The 17671-nt window shown below is 71.8% G+C and carries 13 protein-coding genes; 5 read left to right on the top strand and 8 right to left on the bottom strand.

Translation table 11 applies throughout. The features are described from left to right. Positions 1-47: 47 nt before the first annotated feature. Entirely contained in the window at positions 48-1352 is a 1305-nt protein-coding gene (locus ACFYW7_RS37570) for an MFS transporter (RefSeq protein ID WP_389510942.1), read from the top strand. A gap of 36 nt (positions 1353-1388) precedes the next feature. On the opposite strand, the gene ACFYW7_RS37565 is transcribed toward ACFYW7_RS37570, so the two are convergent. The 3 genes from ACFYW7_RS37565 to ACFYW7_RS37555 all read right to left on the bottom strand — a co-directional run bounded on the left by ACFYW7_RS37565 (position 1389) and on the right by ACFYW7_RS37555 (position 4253). Beyond that, the gene (locus tag ACFYW7_RS37565; protein WP_389510940.1) at positions 1389-2198 is read right to left on the bottom strand and encodes a metallophosphoesterase family protein; all 810 of its coding nucleotides are present in this window, start codon (positions 2196-2198) and stop codon (positions 1389-1391) included. A gap of 151 nt (positions 2199-2349) precedes the next feature. After that, a complete protein-coding gene (locus tag ACFYW7_RS37560) occupies positions 2350-2982 on the bottom strand; it encodes a response regulator (protein ID WP_389510938.1) in 633 nt (210 codons plus the stop codon). After that, positions 2982-4253, bottom strand: coding sequence for a sensor histidine kinase (locus ACFYW7_RS37555; protein ID WP_389510987.1), 1272 nt, complete (start codon positions 4251-4253; stop codon positions 2982-2984). The genes ACFYW7_RS37560 and ACFYW7_RS37555 overlap by 1 nt, the downstream gene beginning before the upstream one ends. A gap of 187 nt (positions 4254-4440) precedes the next feature. On the opposite strand from ACFYW7_RS37555, the gene ACFYW7_RS37550 reads away from it, so the two are divergent. The 3 genes from ACFYW7_RS37550 (at position 4441) to ACFYW7_RS37540 (ending at position 9039) form a co-directional block, all read left to right on the top strand. After that, the gene (locus tag ACFYW7_RS37550; RefSeq protein WP_389510936.1) at positions 4441-5190 is read left to right on the top strand and encodes an ABC transporter ATP-binding protein; all 750 of its coding nucleotides are present in this window, start codon (positions 4441-4443) and stop codon (positions 5188-5190) included. Next, positions 5184-7637, top strand: coding sequence for an ABC transporter permease (locus tag ACFYW7_RS37545; protein WP_389510934.1), 2454 nt, complete (start codon positions 5184-5186; stop codon positions 7635-7637). The genes ACFYW7_RS37550 and ACFYW7_RS37545 overlap by 7 nt, the downstream gene beginning before the upstream one ends. Before the next feature lie 229 nt (positions 7638-7866). Beyond that, complete coding sequence (locus tag ACFYW7_RS37540) at positions 7867-9039, top strand: serine hydrolase domain-containing protein (protein ID WP_389510932.1); 1173 nt, start codon at positions 7867-7869, stop codon at positions 9037-9039. 13 nt (positions 9040-9052) lie between these two features. Here the strand turns inward: ACFYW7_RS37540 and ACFYW7_RS37535 are convergent, their stop codons facing one another. The 3 genes from ACFYW7_RS37535 to ACFYW7_RS37525 all read right to left on the bottom strand — a co-directional run bounded on the left by ACFYW7_RS37535 (position 9053) and on the right by ACFYW7_RS37525 (position 11949). Beyond that, the gene (locus ACFYW7_RS37535; RefSeq protein ID WP_389510930.1) at positions 9053-10093 is read right to left on the bottom strand and encodes a LacI family DNA-binding transcriptional regulator; all 1041 of its coding nucleotides are present in this window, start codon (positions 10091-10093) and stop codon (positions 9053-9055) included. A 187-nt stretch (positions 10094-10280) separates the two neighbouring features. Further along, complete coding sequence (locus ACFYW7_RS37530) at positions 10281-10925, bottom strand: dihydrofolate reductase family protein (RefSeq protein WP_389510928.1); 645 nt, start codon at positions 10923-10925, stop codon at positions 10281-10283. 490 nt (positions 10926-11415) lie between these two features. Further along, positions 11416-11949, bottom strand: coding sequence for a kinase (locus ACFYW7_RS37525; protein ID WP_389510926.1), 534 nt, complete (start codon positions 11947-11949; stop codon positions 11416-11418). A gap of 302 nt (positions 11950-12251) precedes the next feature. Here ACFYW7_RS37525 and ACFYW7_RS37520 point away from each other — a divergent pair, with 302 nt between their 5' ends. After that, positions 12252-15479, top strand: a complete 3228-nt coding sequence (locus tag ACFYW7_RS37520) for a BTAD domain-containing putative transcriptional regulator (RefSeq protein ID WP_389510924.1) — start codon at positions 12252-12254, stop codon at positions 15477-15479. Positions 15480-15575: 96 nt separating this feature from the next. On the opposite strand, the gene ACFYW7_RS37515 is transcribed toward ACFYW7_RS37520, so the two are convergent. Continuing rightward, a complete protein-coding gene (locus ACFYW7_RS37515; RefSeq protein WP_389510922.1) occupies positions 15576-16391 on the bottom strand; it encodes an ABC transporter permease in 816 nt (271 codons plus the stop codon). Positions 16392-16440: 49 nt separating this feature from the next. Next, positions 16441-17400 (bottom strand): ATP-binding cassette domain-containing protein, encoded by a 960-nt coding sequence (locus tag ACFYW7_RS37510; protein WP_389510920.1) that lies wholly within the window; start codon positions 17398-17400, stop codon positions 16441-16443. Between the last annotated feature and the right edge of the window lie 271 nt (positions 17401-17671).

Here is a 17671-nt window from a genome sequence, read left to right as displayed (position 1 = left end):
GCATCGGGCGCTGCACTCCCTGTTTCCTGTCCCTGATCGGTCGCCTCGTGAAGTCGTTGATCCCCGGTGTCCTGCGTGCTGAGCCGCAGTTCGCCCGCCTGTTCATCGGGCAGTCCCTGTCCGTGCTGGGCGACCGCATGTCGTTCGTGGCCGTGCCGTTCGCCGTGCTCTCGGTGGGCGGTTCAGCGGCCGACGTCGGCCTGCTGGCCGCAGCGGGGCTCCTGCCCACGCTGCTGTTCACCCTGGTGGGCGGGGTGTGGGCGGACCGTTTCCCGCGGCACCGCATCATGCTGGTCTCGGACCTGGTCCGGTTCGCGGTGCAGGGACTCGCGGCGGTACTGCTGCTGACCGGGGTCGCCGAGGTTTCGCACCTGGTCCTGCTCATGATCGTGTTCGGCACGGCCGACGCGTTCTTCATGCCCGCGGCCACCGGACTGATACCGCTGCTCGTCGGGACCGACCGGCTACGAGAGGCGAACGCGCTGCGCGGATTCGTCCAGTCGTCCGCCCTGGTGGTCGGCCCGGCCCTGGCCGGGGGGCTGGTCGCGCTGGTCGGCCCCGGCGGCGCCCTGGGCGCGGACGCGCTGACCTTCGCGGCCAGCGCCGCGTTCCTCGCCCGGCTGAAGCCCCGCGGCAGAACGTCCCTACCGGCGCGACCCACCCGAGGGGCGTTCCTCGGGGAACTGCGCGCCGGCTGGGCGCAGGTACGCGGCCGGACGTGGGTGTGGTCCGGCATGGGGGCCATAGCGGTCTACCACGTCGTCGTGCTGCCGTCGATCTTCGTGCTGGGGCCCGTCCTGGCCCAGGACGAATGGGGCGGCGCGGCGGGCTGGTCGATCGTGACCGCGGGCTTCGGCGTCGGCTCGATCGTCGGAGACGTCTGCGCCTACCGCCTCAGGACCAGGCATCCCATGGCGCTCGCCGCCGCCGCACTCGCCGTGGGCTCCTGCCAGGCGCTCATCATCGGCTCCGGCGCGCCAGTCGTGGTGATCGCCGCCCTCGAGGCGGTCACCGGCGTCGCCGTCTCCCTGTTCTTCGTCACCTGGGAAACCGCGCTGCAGACACACATCCCCGAGGCGGCCCTGTCCCGCGTCAGCTCCTACGACTACCTGCTGTCCGCCGGGCTCATGCCCCTGGGCCTGGTACTCGCCGGGCCGGTGTCCGAGTCCCTCGGCCTACGACCCACGCTCTACGGGATGACGCTCATCGGGGTCCCGGCCTCCCTCGCCCTCCTCTGCGTCCCAGCCGTACGACACCTCACGGCACACGCACCGGACGCGAACGACGACCACGACCAGGACCGTCACGACCTCCCCGCCGACCCCCCGGCCACCTCGCCGTCGACCGCCTGAACGACGAACGTCCCCTCTCCCCCGGCCGGCACGGCATCAGTTGACGAAGATCCGGTCCTCCGCCTCCACGACGATCCGTTCCGGATCGGGGGCGTTCGTCAGGGTGTCCGCGTACCGCTCCGCGTCCGGGTCGGCGACGCGGCGGGCTCGCGCTACGGCGTCCCCGACGTCGTAGCGGGTGGTCCTGAGCCAGACGTCGGGGCCGAGCAGCGCCCAGTACGCGGTACCCGGTTCACCCGTGTGGTAGGGCAGTCCGACACTGCCCGGGTTCACACTGCGCAGGCCCGCCACGACGCGGTCGAACTGCAGATGCGCGTGTCCGGTGACCAGGACCCGCGCGTCGATGGCCGCGGACAGTTCGGCGAACCGCCCGGGTGGTGTCCCCGGCGTGACCAACTCATGGTCGCTGCGCGGCGATCCGTGGCAGAAGTGCACCGGTCCGAGCCCGTCGATCTCGACGACGACGCCGAAGGGGAGACGGTCCAGGAAGGCGATGGCCGCCCGCGAATGCCGTGCCACGATCCACGACTGGCGCGGGGTGTCGGCGGCGCGGGCGGCCGTGCCGATCTGGGCGGCGTAGCGGTCGGCGTTGCCGCGTACGCACAGGGCGCGCCCGCCCAGCGCGACGATCCGCTCGTACGTCTCCTGCGGCTGCGGCCCCCAGGTCAGGTCGCCGCAGAGGACGACCAGGTCGGCCGCGGCGACGTCCGGTTCGGCGAGCACCGCGTCGAGGGCGGGGATGTTGGCGTGCACATCGGAGAGTACGGCGACCCGCGCGACCGGCCCGTACGCGCGGGGCGGTCCCTCCCAGCTCGCCGGACCGTGCAGGTCGACGTCGTCGGCCATCGGTGTCCTCCTCCTGTCGGCCGGGCTTCTCTCACCGGGCAGGTCCAGGTTCGTTCACCGTGGGCGTCGGACACCACCCCCGCGCGGGCCGTACGGTTCGACGTCCACGGCCGGACCGGCGCCGCCCGGTGGCTCGGTGGACCCGGGCGGGTCAGGCCCGCAGGTAGGTGAGGACGGCGAGGACCCTGCGGTGGGTCCGGTCCGTCGGGGGCAGGTCCAGTTTGCTGAGGATGTTGCCGACGTGCTTGCCGATCGCGGCTTCGGAGACCACCAGCGCCTGGGCGATCGCGCCGTTGGACCTGCCCTCGGCGATCAGCGCCAGGACCTCCCGTTCGCGCGGGGTGAGGCGCTCCAGCGGATCCCGGCGGCGGCGCAGCAGCTGACGTACCACCTCGGGGTCCACCACCGTCCCCCCGTCCGCCACCTCGCGCAGCGCTTCCACGAACTCCTCGACCTGGCCGACCCGGTCCTTGAGCAGATAGCCGACGCCGGTTCCGTCGCCGGAGTCCAACAGTTCGGCGGCGTACGTGCGTTGCACGTACTGGCTGAGGACCAGGACCGGGAGTGCCGGGCTCCTCTCGCGCAGCCGCACGGCCGCGTGCAGGCCCTCGTCCTGGAAACCGGGCGGCATGCGTACGTCCGTCACCACGATGTCGGGGGCATGCTCCTCGACGGCGGCGATCAGCGCCCGCGCGTCCCCGACGGCGGCCACCACCTCGTGACCGCAGCGGCCGAGCAGGCCGACCAGCCCTTCGCGCAGCAGCACGCTGTCTTCGGCCAGCACTACGCGGAGCGTTCGACCGGCTTGGTCAGCTCGCAAGGAAACTCCACACGCAACAGGGTCGGCCCGCCGGGCGGACTGGTCAGCGCAAGTCTGCCATCCAAGACCGAGACCCGGTCCGCGAGGCCGATGAGGCCGCTGCCCGTCGCGGGGTCCGCACCGCCGCGGCCGTCGTCGCGCACCTCGACGACCAGGCGTCCGTCGCGATGACCGCCGCTCACCCGCGCGCGGTCGGCCCCGCTGTGCCGGGCGACGTTGGCCAGTGCCTCGCAGACCACGAAGTACGCCGCGGACTCGACCGCCCGGGGCGGCCGGCCCGGCAGGTCGAGGTCGACGTCGACGGGGACCGCGCTGCGGTCGGCGGCGTCGGCGACCGCGGCGTGCAGCCCGTAGTCCGTGAGGACCTTGGGATGGATGCCCTGAATGAGTTCGCGCAGCTCCGCGAGCGCCTTGCCCGCCTCCTCGTGGGCCTTGGCGAGTTGGTCGGCGAGCGGGCCGGGCGGGGCGTCGAGGCGCGCCAGCCCGAGGGTCATCGTCATGGCCACCAGGCGTTGTTGGGCTCCGTCGTGCAGATCGCGCTCGATGCGGCGCCGCTCGGCCTCGAAGGCGTCCACCAACCGGGCGCGGGAGCGGGCCAGTTCGACCACCTCGGCCCCTAGCTCGCCCTCCCGGGAGGCGATCAGCAGTCGGGTCAGCTCGGCGCGGGCGCCCGCCGTGACGCCGAGCACGTAGGCGCCGAGGCCCATCAGGAGCAGGCCCAGTACGGCGACGCCCCAGGCGGTCGGCCAGGTGGTGACCGTCCACTGCTTGAGCACCTTCGCCTCGAGGCCGTGGCCGACCGTGCCCATCAGCAGCGGGGTGGCGACCATGGACAGCGGGACGATCAGGGCGACGACGAGCGCCAGGGCCTCGACCGGCCACAGCAGCCCGGCGAACAGCAACGCGTACCCGAACTCCCGCCAGGTCGCCTGTTCGCGCAGCCTGGTGGTCAGCCAGGCCCGCAGACCCGGCGCGGCCGGCACCCGGTGCCGGCCGGACACCGGCTCGTCGTCGATCAGGAGCAGCCTGCGCCGCTCCACCCAGGCCACCGGGATCCCGCTCAGGGCGACCATGACGAGCAGGGGCAGTCCCACCAGGACGACGGCGAGCGCGCCGCCCACCGCCGCCAGCGTCACGATCGCCACCAGGGTGACCACGCCGGTCACCGCGCCGGTGAACAGGTACGCGGCGGAGCGCCAGGTCCAGGCCGACAGCGGGAAGCCCCGCCGGGACATCGCCTGCCACACGTTTCGAGGGTGCATGGGCACGACCGTATGCGGCCGCTTCGGGCCGATGCCATCGCTCCAGGGCCCGTACCGAGGGTAGGCCTGGCCCTACCCCAGGTCTCGTTCCGGCCCTACTGCGTCGTGGGGGTCGTCCGCGGTTTCGTGGAGGCACCGACGAACCAGGGAGCAAGCGCTGATGGGGAACCCCACGACCGACGACGCGATCCGATTGGACTCCGTGACCCGGCGCTACGGCGCGGGCGGCACGTCCGTCACCGCCCTCGACGGGGTGAGTCTCGCCTTCGGGCGGGGGACGTTCACCGCGGTGATGGGTCCGTCCGGGTCCGGCAAGTCGACCCTGCTGCAGTGTGCCGCGGGTCTGGACCGGCCGACTTCGGGCTCGGTCACCCTCGGCGACACGGAACTCACCGGGCTGAGCGAGACCAGGCTGACCCTGCTGCGCCGCGAGCGGGTCGGCTTCGTGTTCCAGGCGTTCAACCTGCTGCCCTCGCTGACCGCCGAGCAGAACGTGGCCCTGCCGCTGCGTCTCGCCAGCCGCCGCCCGAAGAAGGCCCAGGTGCGCGAGGTGCTCCAGCAGGTCGGGCTCGGCGACCGGGCAGGACACCGGCCGTCGGAGATGTCCGGCGGCCAGCAGCAGCGCGTCGCCCTGGCCCGCGCCCTGATCACCCGCCCCGAAGTGCTGTTCGGCGACGAGCCGACGGGCGCGCTCGACTCACGGACCGGCCGCGAGGTGCTGACCCTGCTGCGCGGCATGGCCGACCGGGACGGCCGGACGATCGTCGTCGTCACCCATGATCCCGTCGCCGCCTCCTACGCCGACCGCGTCGTCTTCCTCGTCGACGGCCGTGTCGACGGCGAACTGGTCGGCGCCCCGGCCGAGGACATCGCGGCGCGGATCATCGAGCTCGAGGCGGCGCCGTGCTGAGCACCACCCTGCGCACCCTGCGCACGCGCTGGATCACCTTCGTCGGCAGCTTCGTCGCCCTCTCCCTGGGTGTCGCGCTGATCGCCGTCATGGGGCTGGCCCTGGCGTCCTCGGCGGACGCGCCCGACCGCGGACCGGAGCGGTTCGCCGCCGCGCCGGTGGTCGTCAAGGGCCGGGACACCCTCGAAGTGCCCACCTCGACCGGTGCCCGTACCGCCGCGTTGGCGCAGCCGCGCGCCGTGCCCGCCGACGCGATCGCGAGGCTGCGGGACCTCGGGACCGTCGTCGAGGACCGGTCGTTCGCCGTGCGGGCCGACGGCGGGCCCGCCCATCTGGTGGGCCACCCCTGGTCCACCGCGGCCTTCGCGCCGTACGACCTCGACGCGGGACGCGCGCCCCGGACCGCCGGCGAGGTCGTCGTCAGCGGTGACTGGGCACGGCCCGGTACCGAGGTACGGACCGACGGCGGCCCTGTGCGTGTCGTCGGTACCGTGGCCGGACTCGGTTTCGAGGATGCGGTGTTCTACACCGACACCCGCGCCGCCGAACTGTCCCCGCGCAGTCTCCAGCTCGTGGTCGACGCCGACGCGGCGGCCGTCCGCGAGGCCGTGCGCGACAGCGCGGGCGTCCAGGTCCTCACCGGGAACGCGCGCCGGTACGCCGACGCCGATCCGGACCGGGACGCGGAAGCCCTCACCGCGATGAACGCCATGTTCGGCACCGCGGGCGGGGTCACCGGGTTCGTGTCGGTGTTCGTGGTGGCCTCGACCTTCGCGTTCGCGGTGGCCCAGCGGAGCCGTGAGTTCGGGCTGCTGCGCACCGCCGGTGCCACCCCTGGGCAGATCCGGCGCATGGTCGTCCTGGAGGCGCTCGTGATCGGCGTGCTCGCCTCGGCCACCGGCTGTGTGCTCGGCTTCCACGGGGCTCCGGAACTCGCCGCGTGGGCGGTCGACGAGCACCTCGCGCCCGGCTGGTTCAGCATCGGCGACCACACCTGGCCGTACCACTCGGCGTTCTGGACGGGCCTGCTCGTGGCCCTCTGCGGAGTGACGGCCGCGTCCTGGCGGGCGGGGCGCACCGGTCCCGCCGAGGCGCTGCGCGAGGCGTCCGTGGACACCCGGGCGCTGACACGCGGACGCGGAGTGGTGGGCGTGATCCTGCTGATCACCGCCGCGGGGACGCTGGCCCTGGCCCTCGTCACCGACCCGAGCGACCTGCTGCACCGCAAGACCTACGTCAGCCGCCCGATGCTGCTGATCACCGCGATCGCGCTGCTCGCGCCGGCGCTGGTGCGGCCGCTGACCCGGGTGATCGCCTGGCCGTCGGCCCGACTGCCGGGCGCCGGTGGGATGTTGGTGCGGGAGAACGCCTCCGGCGCGGTGCGCCGCACCGCCGCGGTCGCGGCACCCGTGCTCGTCACGGTCGCGCTGGCCGGTTCCCTCCTGGGAGCCACCGCCACCCTGGACGCGGCGAAGGCCACCGAGGTGCGCGCGCGGACGTCCGCCGACTTCGTCCTCACCCCGGCGGGCGGCGGCTTCGACGGCGACACGCTGAAGCGGCTCCGCGCGGTGCCCGGCGCCGAGGTCTCCCCCAGCGCGTCGAGCGCCGTGTACGTCCTGGAGGAAGGCGTGGCGCTCGTCAGGTCCGACGCCAGGGCCGTCGAGCCGGCTCCGTTCGCTGCGACGGCCCGTCTTCCGCTCGCCGAGGGGAAGGCGAGCGACCTGGACGACGACTCGATCGTCGTCAACGAGGAGTGGGAGCGCCGGACCGTGGGTGAGCGGGTGGACGTGTGGCTCGGCGACGGCACGAGGAGGTCGTTGAGGATCGCCGCGGTGATGACGGTCGGCACCGGCGGCAACGGCGTCTACGTCACCCCGCGCAACGCCCCCTCGGCGCCCGTCGACCGGATCGACGTACGCCTCGAGGACGGTGCCGACACGGCCGCAGTGGCCGCCGGTCTGCGTCAGGCCCTGCGGACGACGGGCGGGCGGCTCCTCACCGGGGAGGCCTGGGTGCGTGCGACGTATCCGCAGACCAACCGGACGACCCTGATGGGCTTCTTCCTGGTCCTCGGCATCGCCCTGCTCTACACCGGTATCTCGCTGGCCAACACGATGGTCATGGCCACCGCCGACCGGGTCCGTGAACTGGCCGCGCTGCGGCTGGCCGGTGCCACCAGCCGGCAGGTGCTGCGGTTGGTGGGCGCCGAGGCACTGATGGTGGTCGTGGTCGGCGCACTGCTGGGAGCCGTCGTCGCCTGGCTCAACCTGGCGGGCATGTGGAGCGCGCTGGGACTGCTCTCGGTGCGGACGTCCATCGCGATGCCGTGGGCGACGCTCGCGGCGGTCGTGGGAGTCTGCGCGGTGCTCGCCGTGATCTCGGCAGTCGTCCCGGCCGGCCTCGCCCTGCGCCGCGGGGCGGTGGCGTCGGCGGGCGTACGCGAGTGACCGGTTCCTGCGGCGCGGCCTGTCCTGTGCCCGCCCCGGGGGTCCGCCGGCCGTCGCGCTCGGCGGCGGTTCCGGCGGGCGGGTCCCGACGGCGCCGACCGGTCCGACGACCGTCACGGCGCGCGGGGGCGACGGCGGACCGGTGACGGCCCGTTCCGGGGGATTACCCCCTTACGCCCCTGGGGCGCACCGGATCGCGCTCCGTCGGGGGCGAATCTAGCGTTCGGTCATGCCTTCGACCCTGCGCAAGCGTCTCGCCCTGGCACTCGGTGTCGCCACGCTGCTCACCGCCGGGGTGACCACAGCCGTCGCCCAACCTGTCGGCTCCTCCACCGAGGAGCGATTACGCCAGGACACCGAGGCGATCCACGCCCTCGGCGTCAGCGGTGTCCAGGCCCGCGTGATCGCGCCTGACGGTCGGCAGTCGGTCGCCACCAGCGGCACAGCGGATCTCAACACCGGCCGCCCGGTCCCGTCCGACGGCTACTTCCGGATGGCCAGCACGTCCAAGACCCTGGTCGCCACCGTGATCCTCCGGCTCGAGGCCGAGGGCGCGCTGTCCCTCGACGACACGGTCGACCACTGGCTGCCAGGGGTGGTGCGGGGCAACGGCAACGACGGCAGCCGGATCAGCATCCGCCAGCTCCTCCAGCACACCGGTGGCATCCACGACGACCTGCCCGGATACACGACGCCGGAGGAGTACTACGAGCAACGCCACATCGTCTACGGCCCCGAGGAGCTGATCGCCCGCGCCATGGCCCACGCGCCGGACTTCCCGCCCGGCGAGGGCTGGGGGTACTCCAACACCGGGTACGTCCTGCTCGGCGCGGTGATCGAGAAGGCCACCGGCCGGCCCGCCCACGAGGAGATCGAGGACCGCGTCCTGCGCCCGCTGGGCCTGCACCGGACCCGGTGGCTCGGCACCTCGGCCGCCCTGCCCCGGCCGCACGCCCAGGCCTACCAGTACTTCGGCCCCGGCTCCCGGGTGGACGTCACCGACCAGATACCGGTGGACCACGACATCCTCTCGTTCGTCACGACCACGCGGGACGAGAACATCCTCTTCCGCGGGCTGCTCTCGGGCCGCCTGCTGCCGAAGCGGCAGCTGGCCGAGATGAAGCGGACCGTCCCCGTGAGCGCGGAGGTCCAACAGTTGTGGCCCGGCGGCCGGTACGGGCTCGGCCTGGTGGAGCGCCCCCTGAGCTGCGGAGGAACCTACTGGAGCCACGACGGCGGGGACGGCGGTTACATCACCGTCAACGGCGTCACCCGCGACGGCAGGCGAAGCGCCGTGGTCTCCATGTCCGAGGCACGCGGCGACACCCAGGAACACGTCCTGGAACAGGAGAACGCGGCCGGTGTCCTGATCGACCACGCGCTGTGTCGGCTCGGGTCATGACCGAGCGGGCCGCTCAGGCCGACTTCCGTACGACCAGACGCGTCGCGGTGACCACGGACGACGGCGGACGACCGCCGTCTCCGGACGCGGGCGCCGTGCGTCGGAAGAGGAGTCGGGCCATGAGCCGCCCCATCCCCTCGATGTCCTGGTGCACCGTCGTGAGCGGCGGATCGGTCGCCTCGGCGATGGACTCCAGGTCGTCGAACCCGACCACGGCCACATCCTCCGGAACCCTGCGCCCCCGGTCCCGCAACGTCTTCAGGGCCCCGGACGCCATCAGGTCCGAGGCGACGAACACCGCGTCCAGGTCAGGGCACCGGTCGAGGAGGATCCTCATGGCGTCGGCGCCGCCCGGCAGCGTGAAGTCGCCCTCGGCGATGAGCGGCGGGGCGTCCGGAAGGATGTCTCGGTAGCCATCGAGGCGATCGATCGCGGCAGCCTGTTTCAGCGGTCCGGTGATCGTCGCGATGCGCCGACGCCCGAGCGACACGAGATGTCGGACCGCTTCCCTGGCTCCACCGCGGTTGTCCGCGTCGACATAGGTGTAGGCATCACTGCGGTGTCCGGGACCGACGACCTGGCGGCCGCCGAACACCGCCGGCAGACCCATCTGCTCGACCATGCCCGGCAACGGGTCGTCGGTGCGCAACGAGAACAGCAGGGCACCGTCGACGTGCCCCCCGCCCAGGAACTCGCCGACCCGTGGATAGTCGTCCGGCTCCTCGATGAACAACAGGACCGGCTGAGCCCCGTGGCGCACGAGCTCTTGCCGAATGCCGCGGAGGTGACCGTCGAAGTAGGGGTCCACGAAGAGCCGGTTCTGTGGTTCGGTGACCACGACGGCGACGGCGTTCGTCCGGTGCGTGACCAGACTTCGGCCCGCCTGGTTGGGAACGTAGCCGAGCTCGGACACCGCTGCTCGAACACGCTCCGCGACCGACGGCCGCACCCGCGGCTCGTCGTTGATCACGCGCGACACAGTGGACTTTGACACCCCGGACTTGCGCGCCACGTCATCGAGCGTGGGCCGTCGCCCCGACACACGTTCAGTCAACTCCGGCTCCGATCAACGAAGTTCAGCAACGTCGCCGGACACGTTACTGATCTCTGCGACACCTCGTCGGGCAGGGGCGACTTTCCGTCCCGCCCCTGCGCCCGGCCCGTGCCCGCGCCGCACCCGGGAGCCGGCCACCGACATGGCCGGCTCGATGCCGAACAGTGCGCCCGCCGCGGGGGCGGCTTCAGTCCCGACGCGGGACACCACGATCGGGCGCGCTCATGTCCCCCGCCCCGGGCGTGCCGTCGGCGAGCCCGTAGCGCAGGTGCACGGAGCCGTTCGGACCGGCCGTCGGCGGTTCGAGGAGGGTGACGTTGGTGGGCACCACACCACCGTCGAACACCTTCTTCCCGACGCCGAGCATGATCGGGTGCACCCAGAGGTCGAGACGGTCGAAGAGCTTCTCGCGCAGGAGGCTCTGCACCAGGTTCAGGCTCCCGACGACCTTCACGTGCTCGTGCCGGTCACGGATCTCGCGCACCGCGGTGGCCAGGTCCGGCCCCAGCTGCGTGGACCCGGCCCACGAGAGGTCGGGCCTGCCGCGGGAGGCCACGTACTTCGGAACGCTGTTGAACAGTGCCGCGATCTTGTTGTCCTCGCCGCCCTCCTGGTGCGGCCAGTAGGCGGCGAAGATCTCGTACGTCCGTCGCCCGAGCAGGAGGGCGTCCGTGTCCTCGTAAGCGGCCAGTACCTGCGCCCCGGTGACCTCGTCCAGCAGGGGCGCCTGCCAGCCGCCGAACGGGAACCCCACCGGGTCCTCCTCGGGACCGCCGGGCGCCTGCCCGACGAGGTCGAGGGTCGCGAACAGCTCGATATCGATGAGGCCCATGCCTTGCTCCCGAAGAGTCGGTTCGTCTCGGTCGACAGGTAGACCCGTGGGCGCGGTCAGACTCATCGGTGCGACGCACCCGGCTTCGGGGCGGCCGACCGCAGCCGCCCCGAAGCACCGCTCACCGCCCGTCCCACTGAAACCGTCCTCGCGCCGCCCGGCGGGGGCTCGGCAGCTACGCGGCGCATGCACCCCAGGCCGAGACATCCGATTAACCCGGATCACCCGATTCGCCCACCAGGATATGCCGACCGATCTTGAAGCGCGCAGCACAGCGCTTGCACAAGGCACCGGTCACGGACGAACACGATCAGATACGGCACCACCAGCCACCCCGGCGAGCTCACTCGGTCCCAGCATGCACCCCGCCCGCCCCGGCGAAATCGCGCGGTGAAAGGGCGTGACCTCGACCCTGGCCGGTCGTTGTGCCTGTAGGTCAAGTGAAGTGCGGCACGAAGCCCCGGGAGTCACGTTCCGGGGCTTCGCGTCGTCACTCCTCCAGCGGCGGCAGACCGGCCAGCCCGGTCTCGCGCATGATGCGGTCGACGGTCGCCGTGAGACCTGTACCGGCGTCGATGACGGTCTCCCCGCCACCGGGCAGAAGATCGAGCGGCCGGTACCAGGAGCGCAGCGCGTCGGGTGACACCTCATCGGCGATGGGCTTGGTGGCATGGCGGGCGAGGGTCTCCTCCAACGGAACGTCGAGGTAGTACCCGTGCGTCCGGCCGCGGTGCTCCGCGCGCAGCCGGGTGAGCATCGCCCCGTAGTGATCGGCGTGGAGAATCCCTTCGAGGACCACGTGATAGCCGGCGTCCAGCGCGTAGCGGGCCGTCAGGTCGATCAGCCCGATGTTCACCGCGCCAGGACGGTCCCGTTCACGCAGGACGATCCGACGGAGATTGTCCTGACCGACCAGCGCCAGGCCACGGCCGAACCTCTCCCGGACACCGGTCGCGACGGACGACTTCCCCGAGGCACTGTTGCCACGCAGGATCACGAGCCTGGTCTCTTCGGCACCCACCATCACCCCCCTCACGCTACCGGCGCCGCCTCCGCACATCACCGACACCTTCCATCGGGGCGGACCGGGGTTTCCTACGACGCCCGGCTGATCCGGCGCCCGTGTTGTCCGTCGCGAACCGACGAAATCGGCGAACCGCAGAGCAAGCGAAGCACGTGATCGTTCCCAACAGCGGAGAACCACCGCACACCGGACGCGTTCCGGTGCGTACGGCCCTTTACCAGGGGCGTCAAGTGAGTGATGCTGTCCCGGCGTTGGCGGAATGATCGACACGGCAGGGGCCGGTCGGTCCGAAGGGGGCCGTGGTGCGCGTAGAGCTGCTGGGACCGATTCAGGTGTACGCCGATGACGGGGCGCCGATCGAGGTGGGTGGCGTCCGGCTGCGGACGCTCCTTGCCAGGCTCACCCTCGGAGAGGGCCGGACGGTGTCCGTCGACTCGCTCGTCGACGGCCTCTGGGGAGAGCAGCCGCCCGCCGACGCGGCCAACGCGCTGCAGGCTCTGGTGTCCCGGCTGCGCAGAGCGCTGCGCGGATCCGCCGCGGTGGAGTCCTCGTCCGGCGGCTATCGGCTCTCGGTGCGGCCCGAGGACGTGGATGTCCACCGTTTCGAGGATCTGACCGCTCGGGGCAGGCGGGAGCTCGCGGCCGGTCGGTACGGTGAAGCGGCCTCGTTGCTCGGAACGGCGCTCGGCCTGTGGCGGGGCGAGGCACTCGCCGATGTGCTCGACGCCCCGTTCGCGGGGCCCGTCGCGAAACGACTCGACGATCTGCGCACCGCGGCGGTCGAGGACCACTGCGATGCCGAGCTTCGGCTCGGACGGTACGCGGAGGTGCTGTCCGACCTCGAAGCGTCCGGAACCGAGCGGCCGTTGAGCGAGCGGGTCGCGGGGCTGCGGATGCGCGCGCTGTCCGCGGCCGGACGTCAGTCCGACGCCCTCGCGGTGTACGAGGCGATACGGAAGCGGCTCGGTGACGAACTCGGTGTCGATCCGTCGGCCGAGTTACGAGAGGTCCATCTGGCGCTGCTGCGCGGCAAGTTGGAAACGCCGTCCGAGCGGACGCGGGCCGTCTCCAGTCGTCTTCCGGCCCGCCTCACCAGCTTTGTCGGCCGCGACGGTGAACTGACCCGACTTGAGAAGCAGTTGGCCCACAGCCGGCTCGTCACGATCGTCGGCCCCGGCGGCGCGGGCAAGACCCGGCTCTCCTTCGAAGCAGCCACCCGCGACCGAGCCCACGCCCGAGGACGGGTCTGGTTCGTGCCGCTCGCCGGCGTCGGCGCACCGGACCAGCTCGTCGACGCGGTCCTCGGCGCCCTCAGTTCCACGGACGGCCGGCTCTACGACGCCGGCCAGGGCCGGCGGGCCACCCCGGTCGCGCGCGTGGCCGGGCTCTTCGGCAGCGGCGACGCCCTGCTCCTGCTCGACAACTGCGAGCACCTCGTCGAGACGGCAGCCGAACTGGCCACCGAACTCCTGCACCAGCTTCCGGAATTGCGCATCCTCGCCACCAGCCGGGAAGCCCTCGCGATCACCGGCGAGTCCCTGTGCCACCTCGGCCCCCTCGACGTACCGACGGGATCACCGGAGCCCGCCGAGGCGGCTCAGTCACCTGCCGTCCGTCTCTTCGTGGACCGGGCCACCGATGTCCGGCCGGACTTCACGCTCGACGACCTGTCCCTCGACGCCGTGATCGAGGTGTGCCGGAGGCTCGACGGGATGCCGCTCGCCCTCGAACTGGCGGCGGCGAAGCTCCGTTCGATGAGCGTCGAGCAGATCGCGCGGCGCCTCGACGACCGCTTCCGGCTCCTCGCTTCGGGCAGCCGCACCGCCCTGCCCCGTCAGCGAACCCTGCTCGCGCTCGTCGAGTGGAGCTGGGACCTGCTCGACGAACCCGAGCGGATCCTCGCCCGCCGACTGTCGGTGTTCCCGGGCGGCGCGACCGTCTCCGCGCTCGAAGTCGTCTGCGCGGACGTCTCACTCCCGGCCGCCGACATCCCGTACGTCCTGGATGCCCTGGTCGAGAAGTCGCTGGTCGCCATGGTCGACGAGGGAGCGGACGAACCGCGCTACCGGATGCTGGAGACGGTACGCGCGTACGCCGCGAGGCAACTGGCCGCCGCCGAGCCCGGGAGCGCCGTCGCCGAGCGCTTCGCCGCGTACTTCCTGGCCCTCGCGGAAGCGTGCGAACCCCGGCTCCGCACCCGCGAACAACTGCGCGCGATCGGGGTCTTCGACGCCGAACACGACAACCTCGTCCTCGCGCTGCGCTCGGTCGTCGACGCCGGGGACGGGGACCGGGCCGCACGCTTCGCCGGGGCGATGTTCTGGTACTGGGGGATCAGGGGGATGAACACCCAACTCGACGCCCATCTGGCAGTGGTCACCGGGCCGGGTTCCCCTCGGACAGGTAAATCCGCGGACGCACACGATGCCGCGCGGGCACAGGACTTCGTACCCACACGGGAATCCGTATCGGCAAGGGTTTCCGCACGGGCAGGGAGCGGCGAACGTCCGGCCGCCGAGGGCGAGTCGGCGACGGCACGGGAGTTCCACCCGGCCGCCCTGCTCCTGCGGATGTCCCAGGTCTCCTCACCCACGAGCGCTTCGGCGCCGGGCGGGACCGTGGCACCGGACCCCCTCGACTCGCCCGATCCCTGGGTGCGGGCCAGCGCTCACCTGGCACGGGACTTCGCCCTCACCGAACAAGGCGATCTGCTCACCGGCGCCGAGTCCCGGATCGAGGCCCTGCGTGGTTTCGAGGAGGTGGGCGACCGCTGGGGGCTCGTGATGAGCCTCCTGCCCATCGGCCGCGACCACTCCCTGCGCGGGGAGTATCCCGAGGCCATCGCCACCTTCGAACGGACCGTGGCACTCAGCTCCGAGCTCGGGACCGAGGACTACCTCTACCTCAGCAAGGCCAGACTCGCCCGCGAACGCCGACGCAGCGGCGATCTGGAGGGCGCCTTCCGCGATCTGTACGCCGCGCATCGGCAGGCCCGGGAGCGCGGACAGCTGCGCTTGGAGGCCAACATCCTCGTGGGCCTGGCCAATGTGCACCGCAGGGCCGGTGACCTGGCACGGTCCGACGCGACGCTCGACGGTCTCGAGGCGCTGAGCGTCCGGCGCCCGTCCCTGAGGGAACTGGCACGTGACCTGATCGTCAGCACCCGGATCGAGAACCGCCTCGCCGAGGGGGACGCCGTGCGGGCCAGGGCCCTGCTGCCCGAGGCGGCCGGCGCTCTGCTCGGCCAGGGGGCGAGCGCCGCGCTGGCCTGGGTGGCCGAACTGCTCGGCGGAATACGCACGTTGGAGGGCGCTCCCGAGGACGGCGCGAGGTCGCTCGGCATGAGCCAGGTGATGCGCGGAGCCTTCGACTGGGGTGAGCCGGAGTGGTGCGAGCTCGTCGATCGCATCGTGGCGACGCTGGGCAAGGAGGGCTTCGAGAAGGCGTACGAGGAGGGGGCCGCGTACTCCCGTGACGACGCGCTGAGATGGCTGGAGGCGGAGACCCTGCGCGCGGCGCGACGGACCTGACGCACCCCTGGCCGAACCTCCTCGGTCGAGCGGAAGGCCGGACGGGTTCCGCACGATGAGTGCGGAACCCGTCCGGACGGCCTGGTCATCGGACGCTCATGCCGCGTTCTTGCGGTAGGCGTGCATGGCCAGCGGGAAGAAGACCACGATCACGCCGACCATCCAGGCGAAGGTGCCGAACAGGGAATCGGCTACCGGGCCCCCGTTGAGCAGGCCGCGGACCGTCTCGGCCACCAGGGAGACGGGGTTGACGTCGGACCAGGCCCGGAGCCAGTCGGCCATGCCGTCCCTGGGGATGAAGACGTTGCTGGCGAAGGTGAGCGGCAGGATGAGGATGGTCATCAGACCTTGCACGGAAGTGGGGTTCTTGATCAGCATCCCGAGGTAGACCGAGATCCAGGAGAAGCTGAGGGCGAACCCGACGAGCAGGGTGAGCGCGGCGAGCGAGGCGACGGGGCCGGTCTCGACGCGGTAGCCCATGATCAGGGCGAGGACGACCAGGGTGGCCAGGCAGACGACGTAGCGGACGATGTCGGCGAGGACGGCACCGATCAGGGGGCTGGAGCGGGCGATCGGCATGCTGCGGAACCGGTCGAAGATCCCGGTGCTGGCGTCCGCGCAGAGCGAGGCACCGATACCGACGCTGGCCTGGAAGACGGCCATGACCATGACCCCGGGAACGACGAGCCGCAGGTAGCCGTCGGTGTCGCCGCCGGACATGGCGTCCCCGAAGAGGTAGATGAACATCAGCAGGCTGATGATCGGGGTGAGGATCACATCGACCAGCTGGATCGGCGACTTCATGAACTTGGTGACGCCGCGGCCGGCGAGGGCGAAGCTGTGCCGGGCGGTCTGCGCGAGGCCGATGCGGCTGGAGAGTTCGGCGTGGCCGCCGAGGGGCTGGGTGCTCATGACGGGGTCCTCCCGGGAAAGTCTGTGCGAAACGGTGGAGCCGACGGGCTCAGACGGTGACGGGCTGGTCGTCCTTGACGGCGGGTGCGTGTCCGGTCAGGGCGAGGAAGACCTCGTCCAGGCTGGGCAGCCGCAGGCCGAGTTCGTCGGCGGTGATGCCGGCGCCGTCCAAGCGGCGGGCGACCGCGGCGACGATCAGCGGGTCGTCGGCCGGCACGGTGAGTACGCCGGAGTCCTGGGCGGGCGTGTGTCCGGTCAGTTCGGCGAGCATCCCGGCGACCTGCGGCACATCGGCGGCAACGGTGGGCCGGACCTGGAGGATCTGCCCGCCGACGCGGCGCTTCAGCTCACCCGGCCGGCCTTCGGCGACCTTTCGGCCCTTGTCGAAGACGGTGATGGAGTCGGCGAGTTGGTCGGCCTCCTCCAGGTACTGGGTGGTGAGCAGCACCGTGGAGCCGTCGGCGACCAACCGCCGCACGACATCCCAGACTTCCTGCCGGGCGTGCGGGTCCAGGCCGGTGGTGGGCTCGTCCAGGTAGAGCACCTGGGGCCGGCCGACCAGGGACGCCGCGAGGTCGAGACGCCGTCGCATACCGCCGGAGAAGGTGGCGATCGGCTTCCGGGCGGCCTCGGCCAGGGAGAACTGCTCCAGGAGCTGGGCCGCCCGAGCCTTCGCGTCGCGCCGGGACAGCCCGAGCAGCCTCGCGATGAGCACCAGGTTCTCGGTGCCGGACAGGGTTTCGTCCACGGAGGCGAACTGTCCGGTCAGCCCGATCAACTGCCGTACCTTCACAGGGGCCTTGACGATGTCGTGGCCACCGACGGTGGCGTGGCCTCCGTCGGGGCGCATCAACGTGGCCAGGATGCGCACGGTGGTGGTCTTGCCTGCGCCGTTGGGGCCGAGGACTCCCACGACCTGTCCGGCCGGGACCTCCAGATCGACGCCGTCCAGAGCGGTGAAGTCCCCGAATTTCTTGACCAGGCCCTCGGCCCGGATCGCGTACTCCATGTTCGACAACTCCTCGTCAGGTCCTCGTTCTCGATGACCACGAGGTTGCCGGTCGCCCCTGACAGCCCGCGGACAGCACGCTGACAACGGTCGTCGGCAGCTGTCAGCCTGTATCAGCGAAGCCTTCGACTGGTCTTCGAAACGACGCGATCAGGCAGAAGACGACACATGACAAAGACCCTGGAACGCAGAAAACCCCCGTACCGGATTCCCGGTACGGGGGTTTTCTTCAAAATTTGTTCGGCGGCGTCCTACTCTCCCACAGGGTCCC

Origin of the sequence: Streptomyces sp. NPDC002580, from assembly GCF_042889485.1 — a bacterium.
In the GTDB taxonomy this organism is placed as follows: domain Bacteria; phylum Actinomycetota; class Actinomycetes; order Streptomycetales; family Streptomycetaceae; genus Streptomyces.
The sequence above is the reverse complement of the archived record's forward strand: the minus strand, read 5'-3'. Positions and strand labels throughout refer to the sequence as shown.

Excerpts from the sequence above, each read along its gene's own strand:
- ACFYW7_RS37515 (WP_389510922.1), bottom strand. The coding sequence starts at position 16,391 with ATGAGCACCCAGCCCCTCGGCGGCCACGCCGAACTCTCCAGCCGCATC.
- ACFYW7_RS37555 (WP_389510987.1), bottom strand. The coding sequence starts at position 4,253 with ATGTCCCGGCGGGGCTTCCCGCTGTCGGCCTGGACCTGGCGCTCCGCC.
- ACFYW7_RS37565 (WP_389510940.1), bottom strand. The coding sequence starts at position 2,198 with ATGGCCGACGACGTCGACCTGCACGGTCCGGCGAGCTGGGAGGGACCG.
- ACFYW7_RS37540 (WP_389510932.1), top strand. The coding sequence starts at position 7,867 with ATGCCTTCGACCCTGCGCAAGCGTCTCGCCCTGGCACTCGGTGTCGCC.
- ACFYW7_RS37525 (WP_389510926.1), bottom strand. The coding sequence starts at position 11,949 with ATGGTGGGTGCCGAAGAGACCAGGCTCGTGATCCTGCGTGGCAACAGT.
- ACFYW7_RS37530 (WP_389510928.1), bottom strand. The coding sequence starts at position 10,925 with ATGGGCCTCATCGATATCGAGCTGTTCGCGACCCTCGACCTCGTCGGG.
- ACFYW7_RS37550 (WP_389510936.1), top strand. The coding sequence starts at position 4,441 with ATGGGGAACCCCACGACCGACGACGCGATCCGATTGGACTCCGTGACC.
- ACFYW7_RS37510 (WP_389510920.1), bottom strand. The coding sequence starts at position 17,400 with ATGGAGTACGCGATCCGGGCCGAGGGCCTGGTCAAGAAATTCGGGGAC.